This window comes from Mesorhizobium sp. M1142 (assembly GCF_040318565.1).
Classification (GTDB): domain Bacteria; phylum Pseudomonadota; class Alphaproteobacteria; order Rhizobiales; family Rhizobiaceae; genus Mesorhizobium.
The window spans coordinates 67,970-82,464 of the sequence record NZ_JAMYMK010000019.1; the positions used below are offsets into that span (position 1 = coordinate 67,970).

Sequence of the window (14,495 nt, forward strand, 5' to 3'; positions counted from 1 at the left end):
TCAGCCGGCCTTTGCCATCTGCATCAGCGTGACACGGCTCTGCAGCCGGCGCTGGGCTTGGTCGACGACAACGGCTACGATGATGACGAGGCCCTTGATTACCATTTGCCAGAACGAGCTCACCCCCATCATCACCAGCCCGTCCGAAAGGATGCCGATTACGAAGGCGCCGACAATGGTGCCGCCGATGGCGCCGCGTCCGCCCGACATCGAGGTGCCACCGAGCACTGCCGCGGCAATGGCGTTGAGTTCGAAGCTCTCTCCGGTCGCCGGATGCGAGGCCATCAGTTCGGACGAGATGATCAGCCCGACGATCGCCGCGCAGAACCCGGAAAACATGTAGACGAACATCTTCACCATGTTGACGCGGACGCCCGAAATCCGCGCCGCCCGCTCATTGCCGCCAACGGCGAAGATATGGCGGCCGAGCGGAGTGTATCTGGCGAGATAGGCCGCCCCCAGTGCGACGACGACCAATATCCATATCGAAACCGGCAAGCCAAGCAGCCGGCCGGCGCCGAGGAAGCCGAACCCCGTGGTGCCGAGCTCCGGCTTGCCGACGAGATTGGGGAAGGTGCGCCCGTCGGACGACAGCAGTGCCAGGCCGCGTGCGACATAGAGCACGCCGAGCGTGGCTATGAATGGCGCAACGTTAAGCCTGGTGATCAGCAAGCCGTTGACGGCGCCGATCAATATGCCGACGGCAAGCGTGATCAGCGCGATCTCGAAGACGTTGAAATAGATGGTGTAGCCGACCTGCAGGTCGACGCCGTTCAGCACGAGATAGCCGGCCACCATGCCGCACAGGCCGACGATCGAGCCGACCGACAGGTCGATGCCGCCGGTGATGATGACGAAGGTCATGCCCATTGCGAGGAATGCGTTCAACGCCACGTGCTTCGACATCAGGATAAGATTGGCGGCCGATAGGAAATTAGGGGCAGCTATCGAGAAGAATAACAGCACGGCGATCAGCGCGATGAACGTCCTCGCCTTCATCAGCGTCAGCAGGACCGAGCCGCTCGAAATGGAGTTGACCACCGCCTTGGCTGGAATGTCAGTCATGCGCCTTGCTCTCCGTGCGGGACCGGGCCGTGGCCGAGGGCCGAGGCAGCGACGAGCGCGGCCTCAGTCGCCTCCGCGCGATCGAAGATACCGGTCAATTTTCCATTGCTCATCACCGCGATACGGTCGGACAACGCCATCACTTCGTCGAGATCGGAGGTGGCAAACAGGATCCCCAGACCGTCGCGCGACAGCTTGCGCATGGTGCGGAAAACGTCGGCCTTGGCGCCGACGTCGATGCCGCGACTCGGCTCGTCCATCAGCAGCACCTTCGGTCCGGTGAGCAGCGCCTTGCCGATCACCACCTTCTGCTGGTTGCCGCCCGACAGCGACGAGACTTCCTGCGTCGGATCGGCGACCTTGATGGCCAGTTCGCGTATCGTCTGGGTCACCGCCTGTCGTTCGGCGGCACCACGAATGTGGAACAGGCGCACGAACCGCGACAGGCTGGCCAGAGTCAGATTGCTGGCGACGGAGAGGATCGACACCAGCCCTTCGCGTTGGCGGTCTTCGGGGATCAGCGCCAGCCCGCGCCGGATGCGCCGTGTCGTGTCGCGCTCGTGCACCTTTTTGCCGGCAATGAATATCGCGCCGGTCGAATGGCCGTGGCGGCCCATGATGCAATCGAACAGCTCGCTGCGTCCGGCGCCCATCAGGCCGTAGATGCCGAGGATCTCGCCAGCGCGCAGCGACAGCGAGACGTGGTCGACCGCAAGCCCGCCGGTGACGCGCGGTAGGCAAATGTCCTCGGCGCGGAATATCTCGTCGCCCGGCACATGGCCGTCGGCCTTGGCGAAGTCCTTGGCGTCCGAGCCGATCATCTGCCGCACGACCCACTGGGTGTCGACGTCTTTCATCTTCGCCTGGCCGGTGATGCGCCCGTCGCGCAGCACCGTGATGGTGTCGCCGATGCGGATCAATTCCTCGAGCCGATGCGAGATGTAGACGATTGCCACGCCGCCCGCCTTGAGGTCGGCAATCACCTTGAACAGGATCTCGACTTCCGCCGCGCTGAGCGCCGAGGTCGGCTCGTCCATGATCAGGATGCGCGCATCGAGCGAAACCGCCTTGGCGATCTCGACCAGCTGCTGCTGGCCGATGCGCAGATCCTCGACCAGCATGTCCGGCCGGATGCCGGCTTCCAGCCGTTCCAGGAACTCCGCCGCGCGGCGCTCCTGCTCTTTGCGGTCGATCTTGCGGAAGCGGTTGGTGATCTCGCGGGTGGCGAAAATGTTTTCGGCGACGGTCAGGTTGCCGAACAGGTTCAACTCCTGGAACACCATGCCGATTCCGCGATTTACCGCGTCCCCGGATGACGAGAAGGAGACCTCCTCGCCGTCCAGCAGAATGCGCCCGAGCGTCGGCCGCTCGACGCCGGCGATGATCTTCATCAGCGTCGATTTGCCGGCCCCGTTTTCGCCGACCAGCACGTTGACCGCACCCTTGCGCACCTCAAAATTCGCACGTTTGACCGCGACGGTGCCCGAATAGACTTTCGAGACATCCTCCAGCTTCAGGATGACGTCTTGATCGCCGGTCATGGCTTCGGCCCGATCTCTGCCTCCGCCGGCGTCACCAGCGGCAGGTCCTGGCCGCTGCCTGGCGTATAGGCGCCGAGGATCTTGACGCTTCGGCCCTCGAGTGCCTCGCGCGGCAGCTTGGAAAGCACGGTCTTGTCGGCGTAGGCGTTGAAGGCCTTGCCGAACTGGGCGAAGTCGATCTGGTTGGTGAAATCGTTGAATTGAATGAAGTCAAGGCTGTCGCGCAGCGCTGTACCGCGAGTGGCGGGTCCGATCTGCACTCGCGCATCCGCCTTGCCGTCGCCGTCGGCATCGACGTCCATTGTCGACGCGCGTGACTGTGTATTGGCTGCAACGACCTTGCCCTCGAGCCGGACGGCGAAGGTCCACGGCGAGTTCGCCTGCTTTTTCGGATTGCCGTACTTGGCGCCGGCAGCGGCGGGATCGGTCTTCGCCAAAGCATGAACCTCGGCAAACGGGCCGGCCTTCTGCTGCAGATAGGGTATCGCTTTCGTCGCCCAAATGTCCTCGACCATCTTGTCGGGATTGAAGGCCGAGCCAGTGCCGCCGTTTTCCGCTGACGGCGTCGGCAGGATCTTGCAGGCGGTCAGGCTGACTATAGCTGCAAGGAACGACACGACAAGGATTGGCCGGGTCAGCGTGTTGAACATGTCGGCTCGTTCGGCATGGCGGTCAGGAGCACCCAGAAATGGAAGCAAGGGCGAAATGGAAGCAAGGGACGAACCGGAGCTCGTCCCTTGCGCTTGATGTTACGCCGGCTCAGTTGGTGAGCGCGAATGTCTCCAGCTTGGCGGCATTGTCGCCATTGACCAGGACGCAATCCATCAATTGCTTTTCCTCGGCCGGAGACTTCTTGTTCTTGATGAAGTCGTTGGCCTGCTCGACCGCCATCTGTGCCTGCGCGAAGGCCGGCTGCAGGACCGTCGCCTTGATGCCGCCGGAAGTTATCGAGTCGCGCACGTCGTTCGACCCGTCGAAGCCGACGACGATGACGTCCTTGCGACCGGCAGCGGCAAGTGCCGCATAGGCGCCCATCGCCATCGTGTCGTTGCCGGAGATCACGCCCTTAATATCGGGATTGGCCTGGAGGATCGATTCCATCTTTGAATAGGCCTCGGTCTGGCTCCAGTTGGCCGATTGCTGCGCCACCATCTTCAGGTCCGGATAGTCGTCGATGACGTCGTGGTAACCCTTGGAGCGGATGCCGGCATTGGTGTCGGATTCTTTGCCGACGAGCTCGACGAAATTACCCTTCTCGCCCATCAGCTTGACGAATTCCTGCGCGCCGAGCTGGGCGCCCTGATAATTGTTGGAGACGATCTGCGCGACGGCAACGCCGGTGGCATTGATCTCGCGATCGATCAGGAAGGAAGGAACGCCTGCGTCCTTGGCCTTCTGCACCGCAGCGACTGTGGCGTCGGCGCCGGCATTGTCGAGGATGATCGCCTTGGCGCCGCGGCCGATCGCCGTATCGATCAATTCGGACTGCGTGTTGGCGTCGTCGTCATGGACGAGCACCAACGCCTCGTAGCCGAGTTCCTTGGCCTTGGCCTCCGCGCCGACAGCTTCCGCCTTGAAGAACGGATTGTCATGCGAGGGCGTGATGATGGCGATCAAATCCGCCGCATAGGCGGGTGCGGCGGTGCCAAGCGCCAGCATGCCGGCGAAAGCCGCAAGCGTCATTCTGCGTGTCAGTTTCATGTATTCCTCCCGTTGAAAATCCGCGCCTTGTCCCAAGGCTATATGCATTCGATTTCGCCAGCCGGCCGTAGGTGGCGGGTCGCGTCAGATTCACAAGCCTTTGCCGGCTTCACTTCGACGGATCGCTTCCCACTACCCTCCACTCATCTGGCCCCTGAGCCTGCTGCGAAGCTTGACGGTCCGATCCATCGAACAGCTAAGGCAACTGGTATAATGAGTCAATGACAATTTCAGGTAACATGTTCCGAAAACGCGTCGCTGCCCTCAAGTGATGCGCTGAATGCTCGCGGCAATCTCCTCCGGCTCGAACACCCGTTTCCAGTCGTCGCGCATCAGAACCGGCTTGCCGAACTCTATCGCCTTGTTGCAGGCGTCGGAGAACACGCCTTTGGTCTCGCCGAAGATGACGGCGCCAAGCACGTTCATATGACCAAGCAGGAAGTCGAGCGCCGCCTGCTTGTCGACCCCGCGCGCCACCACCTCATCGACCGCCTCTTTCATGACGACGAGCAGCGAAGCGCATACCGTTTCCGAAAGGCCGGGCTCGAGCAGGGCCATCTGATCGACAGTGACGCGATGGGAGCGCATGACCGGCGCCCAGATGATCTTTGCGATCGCCTCACCCTTGGCGAAATCCTCCTCCGGTCCCTGCATCAAGGCGCTGACCATATGCTGCTTGGCCTTGACGCCGCCGAAATAGTCCTTCTTGGCCGCCATGTCGGTCTCGTCGTTGAAGATCGGCGGATGGCAGGGGTGGGTGACGAAATACGTCAGATCCGGCCGCTTCGGCAAATGCCCGGCGAAAGGTGCCGCGGCGTCGAGCACGACGACCATCGTGCCTGACGCAAGCTTGCTCTCGATACTCGCCGCGACCTTGCCGATGTGCGTGTCCGGCACCGCCAGGATCACCACATCGGCGCCATCAAGCGCCTCATCGGCGCTGACGGCATCGATGCCGAGGCCCGACTTCAGCCGCTCGCGGCCGGCGTCGCTGACCTCGACATGGCGTATCGTATACGAAGATCCGCGAAAATTGGTTGCCAGACGGTAACCCATTTTGCCGCCTGCACCAAACAGCGCAATCGTTGTCATATGTCGTTACTCCTGAATTCCAACGACGGCCCTACCGATCGTCATCTCATTGACTTGTATGCACATTGCCGCCGGCTGGCGGGTAAAAACGCGGGGAGCCGTCGCTCAAATGACGATGCCTGGACGTGTCTCGGGCGCCCGGATGTCCAGCGCAGCTACGCGGAGCATGCTACCTCAGGTACACATTATACCAGCATACCAAATTCGCAAGCGGCCGCGGCACTGCTCTGACCATTTGTTTGCCCGTCGTTTACCTCTGTTCAACGGCAAAGAGCGATCATCGCGCTGACCCGCCGATCGGCGGGATGATTCGCAGCCAACAAAGGCCCATGCTCGAAACGTCACTCTACAGCCCGGTCAAGGCCTTCCTCGAAGGCCTGGGATTTATGGTCAAGGGCGAGATCGGCGGCTGCGACCTGCTGGCGCTGAGTGCCGACTCTCCACCGATCGTCGTCATCTGCGAGCTGAAGCTGAAGTTCAATCTCGAGCTCATCCTCCAGGGCGTCGACCGTATGGCGGCGAGCGACGAGGTCTGGCTCGCGGCATGCATGTCGGCCCGTGGCAAGGGCCGCGAGAGCGATGTGAGATACCGCAATCTCTGCCGTCGGCTCGGCTTTGGCCTGCTTGGCGTGCGACCGAACGGCGAGGTTCAGGTGCTGCTCAGCCCGACGGCATTGGCCCCGCGTCGGGATCCCCGGCGCCGCTCGAAACTAATCGACGAACATCGGCGTCGGCAGGGCGATCCTGTCGCCGGCGGCGGCTCACGTGCGCCGATCATGACCGCTTATCGCCAGCAGGCACTGGCATGCGCCGCAGCACTCGCCGACGGCCCAAAACGGCCGCGTGACTTGAAGCCCAACCTGCCGAACGCACCCAAGATTCTGCTGCACAACGTGTATCGCTGGTTCGCGCGCACCGATCGCGGGATCTACGAACTGACCGCTCAGGGCCGTGAAGCCTTGCAGCGCTGGCCGCAGCCCGATCGCAGCCACGCCGCTGCCTGAGACAGGCAACGCCGGATTTCGCGCCCTGCTCTCCGCGACAATCACGGCTTTCGGCCAGACAGCACTCAGTACAAGACAGCACCTCAGTCACGGAACCATATTTCGACACGATGGTTTTGTCGTCACCGAATTGATCGTCCGCTGAGCAAACGGAAGGAACGGCCATGCGCCTATCGACGACAATTGCCACACTTTCGGCACTGGCCCTTGCCTCGCCGGTCTATGCGCAATCCGTGGGACCAGAGCTTGCCCCTGTGCCGCCGACGGCGCCGCAAACCTTGCCAGAGCAAGCCACGCCCCAAGGGACCACTCCCGACCAGGCTACACCGGAGGATGCGTTCTCCGCCCAGAATTTCACCGCAGTGACAATCGTGGCGATGGAGGATCTGCCTCCTGACATCAAGGCACAGGCGGAGGCCGTCGTCACCCAGACCAGCGCCGAGGATTTGCGCATCCTGCAAAGTTCGATCGACGCATCGCCGCAGGCGGCATCGGCACTGGCGGCGAATGGGCTTAATTCCACGCAGGTCGTGGCGGCCAATATCGACGGCGACGGCACGCTGACGCTGATCATCCAGACGACGACGTGAGCGGCTGAAAGCGGACAAGCCGGCTCCGGCACGGAACCAAAGCCCGCCTGATCGCGGAGGACTGTCATGGTCGAGGCTGCAGTTCGCAACTTCACCATCAATTTCGGGCCACAACATCCCTCCGCTCACGGCGTCCTGCGGCTGGTGCTCGAACTCGACGGCGAGATCGTGGAACGCGCCGATCCCCATATCGGCCTGCTGCATCGCGGCACCGAAAAGCTCATCGAGTACAAGAACTACCTGCAGGCCTTGCCCTATTTCGACCGGCTCGACTACGTCGCGCCGATGAACCAGGAGCATGCATTCTGTCTCGCCGCCGAGAAGCTCCTCGAAATATCGGTTCCGAAACGCGGACAGCTCATTCGCGTGCTTTTCTGCGAAATAGGCCGGCTGCTATCGCACCTCCTCAACGTCACCACGCAAGCCATGGACATCGGCGCGCTGACGCCGCCGCTCTGGGGTTTCGCCGAGCGCGAGAAGCTGATGGTCTTTTATGAGCGCGCGTCCGGCGCCCGCATGCACGCGAATTATTTCAGGGTCGGCGGCGTGCATCAGGATCTGCCGCCGGAACTCCTCGACGACATCTGGAGGTTCTGCGATCCCTTCCTCAAGGTCTGCGACAATCTCGAAGAGCTGTTGACCGAGAACCGCATCTTCAAGCAGCGCAATGTCGATGTCGGCGTGATCGGCCTCGATGATGCCTGGGCCTGGGGCTTTTCCGGCGTGATGGTGCGCGGATCGGGGGCATCCTGGGATCTGCGCAAGGCGCAGCCATACGAATGCTATTCGGAGATGGATTTCGATATTCCGGTCGGCAAGCATGGCGACTGCTACGACCGCTATCTTGTACGCATGGAGGAAATGCGCCAGTCGGTCCGGATCATGCGGCAATGCCTGGAAAAGTTGCGCTCACCCGAAGGCCAGGGACCGGTCGCGATCCCGAACCACAAGATCACGCCGCCGCCGCGTGCCACGATGAAGCGCTCGATGGAAGCGACGATCCACCATTTCAAACTCTACACCGAAGGCATTCGCGTGCCGAGCGGTGAAGTCTACGCCGCCGTCGAGGCGCCGAAGGGCGAGTTCGGCGTCTACCTCGTTTCGGACGGAGGCAATGTTCCCTACCGATGCAAGATCCGCGCACCTTCGTTCGCCCACCTGCAGGCGATGGATTTCCTGTCCCGAGGCCATATGATCGCCGATGTCGCCGCGATCATCGGCTCGCTCGACATCGTGTTCGGAGAAATCGATCGTTAGCCACGTCAAAGGGTCGCGGGTCCATCCTAGCCAGATCGCACCTGCCTCGACTGCGCTCGGACGCCGGTCGGACGACGGCTCTCACTTGCGGCGGGCCAACTCAAATTCTCGCATCAAAACGGACGCATGGCCGCGACAAGGCGCAGCCAAGCGTCGAGGACTTTCACAATCTGCGCGGCCCGACGTGGCACGTGCCCTTCCAAGTTCGGAAGCGCTCTCCACGGCGCGGAAAGAACGCGTGTTCCGCCGTTCCTCGTACCGCGTCAATGCGCGATCAATCCCTTCAACCAGGCAACAAATCTGTTGCCGCGGACTATCCCGCGCACCCTGGCAGCGGCCCATCGCGCTTGCATCGTAGCACCGACATGGCAATGGCAAACGATTTGGTGCAACTGCCGATCGCTCAGTTCGAAGAAGCGCTTTGCCTCACCGTAGGTATCGTCCTTCAGCCCCATGGCACGCAGAACCGGATCCTCGAAGGCGACGGTGAGCGGCGTTCCAGCACCACGCGATCTGTCGCGCGCTTCCCTGTTCATATATTCGGTGCCTGGAAGCGCCCCAAGGCATCGCGTCGGGTTTTGTTCGAGAAGTTCCGCCCAACGTTCAATCCGTTGGTTTCGAGTCATCGCCGGATACGCCGCGAAGGACTCAACTTCCGCGACGGCTTGCAGTTGGTCGAGTGTTTGATGTTTCATGGTCGGCTCCTGTCGACAGGTGAATTTGCCCACGCCTTTATGAGCAATTATCGCGCCGTGGAGCGCTGACAAGGCCGGACCGCCGCAACATGAAGCATATGAATCACCTGCCCGGTGAAACGGCGCTCTAGTTCGAACGCGCCGGCACCGCTCGGTGGGTTCGATGTCGACCCGTTAACCCGACCACCCCGTTCCGGACAGGAACTTTTGCGGAAGCTTGCCGTTTGGCTTTGCGTCCGCTTCGGCGGCTGCAATATCAGTCTTGAAAGCAATTCCGTTGGACACGAAGCCTCAAAGCGTCGAACAAGACGTCGAGCCTGTAAATGAAACTCGGGAGCAACCGGCCCGGGTGCGAGAATCTCGTGGGCGATCGGCAGAGCCCCGGCAGGAACAGCCCGACGGGAATGCCTCGCAACGAAAGGCCGGTCTGCTCGGCTTTCCCAGGCGCCATCCCTATGCGGCCGCAGCGATAGCACTTGCGCTGTTGCTCGTCGCGGCAGGCATCGCGATCTGGTGGCTGAACGCTCGCCAGTACGAATCGACCGACGACGCCTTCATAGACGCGCGCACGGTGACGATCGGCGCGCAAATAGCCGGCCGCGTTACCGAGCTGGCGGTTACCGACAATCAGCATGTACAGGCCGGCGATGTCCTCCTGCGTATCGATGACAGCGACTATCAGGCAAACCTGAAGCAGGCCGATGCCGGCGTCGCTGCGGCCGAGGCCGCAATCGTCAATGTCACCGCCCAGGTCGAGGCTCAAAACGCAAAGGTGAACGCTGCCCAGAGGCAGGTTGCCCAGGCCAAGGCGGCGCTGGATTTCGCCAAGGCCGAGGATCAACGCAACCGCGAACTCCTGGCCAGGGGCACGGCAACGCAGCAGCAGGCGCAGCAGGCGGCATCGACGTTGCGTCAGGACCAGGCCGCGCTGGACAGCGCCGAGGCCAATGTCGCCTCGGCAAAAGCCAGGTTTCGGTCTTGCAGGCACAGGCCAGGAGCGCCGAGGCGCAGCTCGAGCAGGCCAAGGCCAGCCAGGAGCAAGCTCGCACGACGCTGTCGCGCACGACTATCACAGCACCCGCAGCCGGGCGCGCAACGAGCATTTCCGCCGCGAACGGCACCTACGCCCAACCCGGCCAGGTATTGATGATGTTCGTTCCCGACGAGGTCTGGGTGAAGGCCAACTTCAAGGAGACGCAGCTCGATCTGATGCGGCAGGGACAGCCGGTCGACATCGACATCGACGCCTACCCGGACAAGTCCTTCCATGGCCGCGTCGACAGCATCCAGGCCGGCAGCGGCACCGCCTTCAGCCTCCTGCCGGCTGAAAATGCCACCGGCAATTACGTCAAGGTGGTGCAGCGCGTGCCGGTCAAGATCGTCTTCGACAAGCCGCCGGATGTGCTTCTCGGTCCCGGCCTGTCGGTGGTGCCGACGGTCAAGGTGCGATGAACGGCGAAACCGCCAGAAATCAGGGCGAAAGCCGATCCGCCGCCGGGACGCACAATCCCTGGCTTATCGCCGTCGTCGTCTCCATCGCCACTTTCATGCTGGTGCTGGACACCTCGATCGCCAATGTCGCCCTGCGCAATATCGCCGGCAGCCTGGCGGCCGGAATGGACGAAAGCACCTGGGTGATTACCACCTATCTCGTTGCCAACTCGGTGATCATCCCGGTCAGCGGCTGGCTGGCAAACGTCATCGGCCGCAAGCGCTACTACATGCTCTGCGTTGCGACCTTCACCGTCGCGTCGCTGCTGTGCGGACTGGCGCCCAACCTGGAACTGCTCATCCTGTTCAGGGTCCTTCAGGGACTCGGCGGCGGCGGCATGGCGCCAAGCGAGCAATCGATCCTTGCCGATACGTTCCCGCCAGAAAAGCGCTCGCAGGCCTTCGCGCTTTACGGCATTGCGGTCATCGTCGCACCGACGGTCGGGCCGACGATCGGCGGCTGGCTGACGGACCATTTCTCCTGGCACTGGATCTTCTTCATCAACGTGCCGTTCGGCATCCTGTCGCTGGCGCTGGTGCAGTGGCTCTTGGTCGAACCGGACGTACTCGAACGCGAACGCAAGGAACGGCTGAAAGGCGGCCTGAAGATCGATGGGGTCGGTTTCGTCCTGGTGGCGATAGCCTTGGGGTGCCTGGAGATCTTTCTCGACCGGGGCCAGCGCTACGATTGGTTCGCCTCGAATTTCATCACCACTTTCGCAGTGATTTCCGCGATCGCGTTCCTGCTGCTTATCCCATGGGAAATCAGTCGCAGCGATCCGGTCGTCGACATGCACCTATTGTTCACGCGCCAGTTCGGCACGGCGTTCCTGGTCATGATGGCAGTCGGTGCTATCCTGTTCAGCACCACCCAGATCGTGCCGCAGCTGCAGCAGACGACATTTGCCTACACCGCGACGCTCTCGGGCCTTTCGATGATGCCGGGCGGCATCGCCATGCTGATCTTGATGCCGGTGTCCGGATTTGTAGGCAGCATCGTGCAGCCCAAATATCTGATCATGATGGGCATGTCGGTGGTCGCAGTGGCCCTTTGGCACATGACCTCGCTTACTCCGGACGCCAGCTTCCGCTTCTTTGCCTTTGCCCGTGTTTTCCTGATGGTCGGGCTGCCGTTCCTGTTCATTCCCATTTCAACCGCGGCCTATGTCGGCCTGCCCCCGCAGAAGACCAACCAGGCGTCGGCGCTGATCAACGTTGCACGCAATATCGGCGGCAGCATCGGCGTCTCGCTGTCCAACACCGTCATTTCGCAAAGCTCCCAGATCCATCAATCGAATCTGGTCGGCCACACCGCGCAATCGTCGCCCGCCTATCAGCAGGCGCTTCGGCAGGCGACTGAGCATTTCGTCGCCCAGGGTTCGCCGATGGTCGAGGCGAAGCAGCATGCGATCGGCTGGCTTGGTCAGTTGATCGCCCGCCAGGCCACGCTGCTCGCCTATGTCGATGTCTTCCGCTACTGCGCGGTGGCAACCGCCCTGCTGGTTCCGCTGGCGCTGCTGCTGCGGTCAAGCAAGTCGGGTGGCAGCCAGCCGAATCCCGAAATGGGCTGACCGGCAAGTGCGACGGTGTGGTTTTCCAAAAACGGGCAAGCCGGGAACCAGCCGACCTGTTGCGTTGTTCTGCGCCAAGAGGAGATGATTACGATGGCCACTATCCCCACACCCGAGCCGACACCGACGCCGGTGCCACCGCCTCCTATTCCCGATCCCAAGCCCGTGCGTGAGCCGGACCCCGACAGGCTCCCCGACGAGGACCCCGTTCCCAACCCGGATGAAAACGACATTCCACCGAAGCGGACGGCTTTTTAGCCGGCAATTGCCGTGATCGTTCTGCAGTGTGTACTGCGATTGCCTGCGCCAGTGGCGCCGCCTGTCAGATTTCGAGCATGGCGTAGGGGCGGCCGGTCGGCTTGGCGACATGCATGGCAACGTTATAGACCGACGCCCCGCCCGGCGTGCGGCCCTCGTAAGCGCCGCGATGCGCATGACCATGCACAACTGCGCTGACCTGGAACCGGTCTATCGTCTCGGCCAGACGTGACGAACCGAGAAACGGGAAGATCTCCAGCGGCTCGCCTTCGACCGTCTCGACGACAGGCGCGTAGTGCAGGACGACAAGCGTGCGTTTGGCGCGGACCTGCCGCATAGCGTTTTCAAGCCGCATCGCTTCGTTCACGCTTTCCGCCACCATCGACTTGATGGCCGGTTCGCCGAAGGAGCCGAGCATGCGCGATCCAAAACCGCCAACGAAACCCTTGACCCCCACGAACCCGACCTCATGAATCTCCGTCGCCTCGCCGTCGAGGAGGTGAACGCCCGCCTGGCGCAGAATATCGGTAACCTGCTCGACGGCGCCTGACTCATAGTCGTGGTTGCCAAGTACGGCGACGACCGGGATCGTGCAGGCACGCAGTTCCTCGGCAAGGATTTCGGCCTCCCTAGGCTTGCCGAGATTGGTAAGGTCGCCCGTCAGCACGAGAACCTGGGCTTCACGCGACATCTCGCCGAAAAGGTCGCGGTACGAGGCCTGGTCCTCCTTGCCGACATGCAGATCGCCGATTGCGGCGACCTTGAGAGTGCCGCCATTTTCCGCCTTTGCCGAAGCAGATTCGAGCCCGTCAGCCATCGCTATATTCTCCTTCACCGCCGACGTCGGCAAAGCCCCATTGCTTGACGTCGATCTCATAGTCGGTTCGTGAAAGCATGCGCCCGCGGCAGATCCGCATCCGGGAAGGCGGCAATTCGCGCTGCTTGGCCAGCCGGTCAAGCAGTTCGTCGAGCAGCCACGCGGGCACCCGGTCGCGCTCCGTCGGATAGATCCATCGGAAGTTCAAGAGATGCATCAGCAGAACTTCCCAATGGACTTCCATGTAGGAAAGCAGCCTTTGCCAGTCGATCTGGTCGTGCGCTTTGAGGATGGTATGCGCGACGTCGGCCCCATCGTGGCGGCCGCGATCCTGGATGAAGCATTTGGACCAGATAAGCTCGGTTGGGCCGATGATCCGCACCTGGCTGCCCAGCAATTCGGCCTGGCGAGCATGCTCCAGCCACTGGTCGTCGACAGGCATTGTGCCGTTCATCGAGGTGAAGATGACGTCGAAAAAATGCGTGCCCTTGAACACTTTGCCCAGCCACCGGTCGTCCTCGACCACGACGGCGTAGCCGATCTGCTTGAAATGGGCGAGGATGCGCGCGCAGTCGCCGGCCTTGCAGAAAATGTCCAGATCCTTGGTCGGGCGGGTGATCCCGGTATAGGCGCTTACGGCATAGGTGCCGGCGACGAGAAAGGGGATGCCGGTCGCGACAAGCTCGCGGATCGCTTCGATATAAAAGACCTCCGCTTCGGCATTGCGAGGCGTCGGGGCGGCTTTTGGATCGACCGACGGAACTGATGCCGGGATGGCGCTTTTCGGTGGGGGATCGATGATCATAAGCAATGGCTCCTGGCTCGGCAGACCAGCAGCCGCCTGTATCTAATAGCCAAGCATGCCCGATGGTTCCCGCCTGCTGCATCAGGCCGACACGCCGCCGTGGCCGGCCTTCGAAGCGGCTATGGGCGAGGTTGCGGCGGCGGCCATAAAAAGAAAAAATATGTGAGCGGCTACTTTTGGAGTCAAAATCGCAGCGCGGTCGGCCTCAAACGCGTCGAGATCGGCTCAAACGCGTCGAGGCGGAGTGGACCCCGCCATCCTCCGGTCCAGCAAGGATTGGCTTCAACATGGTTCCGGAGCTGTCGGAGGCGCTGCGCACCCGGCTTAACAGCCACTTGAGCGCCCGTAGCCAAACCGACTCTGTTTTTCGGAACGCTGCAGGCGGCGTGGCGAAAAGCCCATTCTCCATTTTGTAATTCCTCACTGTCTCAGTCCAATCAGCGTTCTTCAACGAGCAAAACTGGTGTTGGTTCCGCCTCGCCGTCGGGGAATGCGGGCTGGCCAGGCGAAGCCACCATTATGGGTTCAAGCAGGCTAGTCTCGCGCGGCAAGATCAGCGCCTCGCGAGATCGCATCCTCGGCGACCAAGTCGCGTAATTGCTAGCCGG

15 protein-coding genes are annotated in these 14,495 nt (G+C 62.1%); 7 read left to right on the top strand and 8 right to left on the bottom strand.

Annotated elements, in window-relative coordinates:
- The 5 genes from NKH42_RS25340 to NKH42_RS25360 form a co-directional block, all read right to left on the bottom strand.
- On the bottom strand, positions 1 to 1,065 hold the full coding sequence (locus NKH42_RS25340; RefSeq protein WP_352506278.1) for an ABC transporter permease: 1,065 nt from the start codon (positions 1,063 to 1,065) through the stop codon (positions 1 to 3).
- Positions 1,062 to 2,606, bottom strand: coding sequence for a sugar ABC transporter ATP-binding protein (locus NKH42_RS25345; protein WP_352506279.1), 1,545 nt, complete (start codon positions 2,604 to 2,606; stop codon positions 1,062 to 1,064). Before NKH42_RS25345 ends, NKH42_RS25340 begins: the two co-directional genes overlap by 4 nt.
- Entirely contained in the window at positions 2,603 to 3,256 is a 654-nt protein-coding gene (locus NKH42_RS25350; protein ID WP_352506280.1) for a DUF2291 family protein, read from the bottom strand. Before NKH42_RS25350 ends, NKH42_RS25345 begins: the two co-directional genes overlap by 4 nt.
- Before the next feature lie 109 nt (positions 3,257 to 3,365).
- Positions 3,366 to 4,307, bottom strand: coding sequence for a D-ribose ABC transporter substrate-binding protein (locus tag NKH42_RS25355; RefSeq protein WP_352752685.1), 942 nt, complete (start codon positions 4,305 to 4,307; stop codon positions 3,366 to 3,368).
- Between the two features lie 264 nt (positions 4,308 to 4,571).
- On the bottom strand, positions 4,572 to 5,399 hold the full coding sequence (locus tag NKH42_RS25360) for a phosphogluconate dehydrogenase C-terminal domain-containing protein (RefSeq protein ID WP_352506281.1): 828 nt from the start codon (positions 5,397 to 5,399) through the stop codon (positions 4,572 to 4,574).
- Between the two features lie 329 nt (positions 5,400 to 5,728).
- Between NKH42_RS25360 and NKH42_RS25365 the strand changes: the two genes are divergently transcribed.
- The 3 genes from NKH42_RS25365 to NKH42_RS25375 all read left to right on the top strand — a co-directional run bounded on the left by NKH42_RS25365 (position 5,729) and on the right by NKH42_RS25375 (position 8,250).
- On the top strand, positions 5,729 to 6,403 hold the full coding sequence (locus tag NKH42_RS25365) for a DUF2161 domain-containing phosphodiesterase (RefSeq protein WP_352478434.1): 675 nt from the start codon (positions 5,729 to 5,731) through the stop codon (positions 6,401 to 6,403).
- A gap of 164 nt (positions 6,404 to 6,567) precedes the next feature.
- Complete coding sequence (locus tag NKH42_RS25370; protein ID WP_352506283.1) at positions 6,568 to 6,993, top strand: hypothetical protein; 426 nt, start codon at positions 6,568 to 6,570, stop codon at positions 6,991 to 6,993.
- 66 nt (positions 6,994 to 7,059) lie between these two features.
- Positions 7,060 to 8,250 (top strand): NADH-quinone oxidoreductase subunit D, encoded by a 1,191-nt coding sequence (locus tag NKH42_RS25375; protein ID WP_352506284.1) that lies wholly within the window; start codon positions 7,060 to 7,062, stop codon positions 8,248 to 8,250.
- A gap of 263 nt (positions 8,251 to 8,513) precedes the next feature.
- On the opposite strand, the gene NKH42_RS25380 is transcribed toward NKH42_RS25375, so the two are convergent.
- Positions 8,514 to 8,945: a hypothetical protein gene (locus NKH42_RS25380; protein WP_254817079.1), complete on the bottom strand. Its 432-nt coding sequence runs from the start codon at positions 8,943 to 8,945 to the stop codon at positions 8,514 to 8,516.
- Positions 8,946 to 9,294: 349 nt separating this feature from the next.
- Between NKH42_RS25380 and NKH42_RS31310 the strand changes: the two genes are divergently transcribed.
- From NKH42_RS31310 to NKH42_RS25400, 4 genes are all read left to right on the top strand, one after another.
- A complete protein-coding gene (locus NKH42_RS31310; protein ID WP_502896154.1) occupies positions 9,295 to 10,092 on the top strand; it encodes an HlyD family secretion protein in 798 nt (265 codons plus the stop codon).
- 2 nt (positions 10,093 to 10,094) lie between these two features.
- Complete coding sequence (locus tag NKH42_RS31315; RefSeq protein WP_352826547.1) at positions 10,095 to 10,397, top strand: HlyD family secretion protein; 303 nt, start codon at positions 10,095 to 10,097, stop codon at positions 10,395 to 10,397.
- Positions 10,394 to 12,007 (top strand): DHA2 family efflux MFS transporter permease subunit, encoded by a 1,614-nt coding sequence (locus NKH42_RS25395; RefSeq protein ID WP_352506286.1) that lies wholly within the window; start codon positions 10,394 to 10,396, stop codon positions 12,005 to 12,007. Before NKH42_RS31315 ends, NKH42_RS25395 begins: the two co-directional genes overlap by 4 nt.
- A gap of 93 nt (positions 12,008 to 12,100) precedes the next feature.
- Complete coding sequence (locus tag NKH42_RS25400) at positions 12,101 to 12,265, top strand: hypothetical protein (protein ID WP_352478323.1); 165 nt, start codon at positions 12,101 to 12,103, stop codon at positions 12,263 to 12,265.
- A gap of 64 nt (positions 12,266 to 12,329) precedes the next feature.
- Here NKH42_RS25400 and NKH42_RS25405 read toward each other — a convergent pair whose 3' ends face one another.
- Both NKH42_RS25405 and NKH42_RS25410 read right to left on the bottom strand, forming a co-directional pair.
- A complete protein-coding gene (locus NKH42_RS25405; protein WP_352478321.1) occupies positions 12,330 to 13,082 on the bottom strand; it encodes a metallophosphoesterase family protein in 753 nt (250 codons plus the stop codon).
- Complete coding sequence (locus NKH42_RS25410; protein WP_254817010.1) at positions 13,075 to 13,887, bottom strand: nucleotidyltransferase family protein; 813 nt, start codon at positions 13,885 to 13,887, stop codon at positions 13,075 to 13,077. The genes NKH42_RS25405 and NKH42_RS25410 overlap by 8 nt, the downstream gene beginning before the upstream one ends.
- Positions 13,888 to 14,495: the final 608 nt, after the last annotated feature.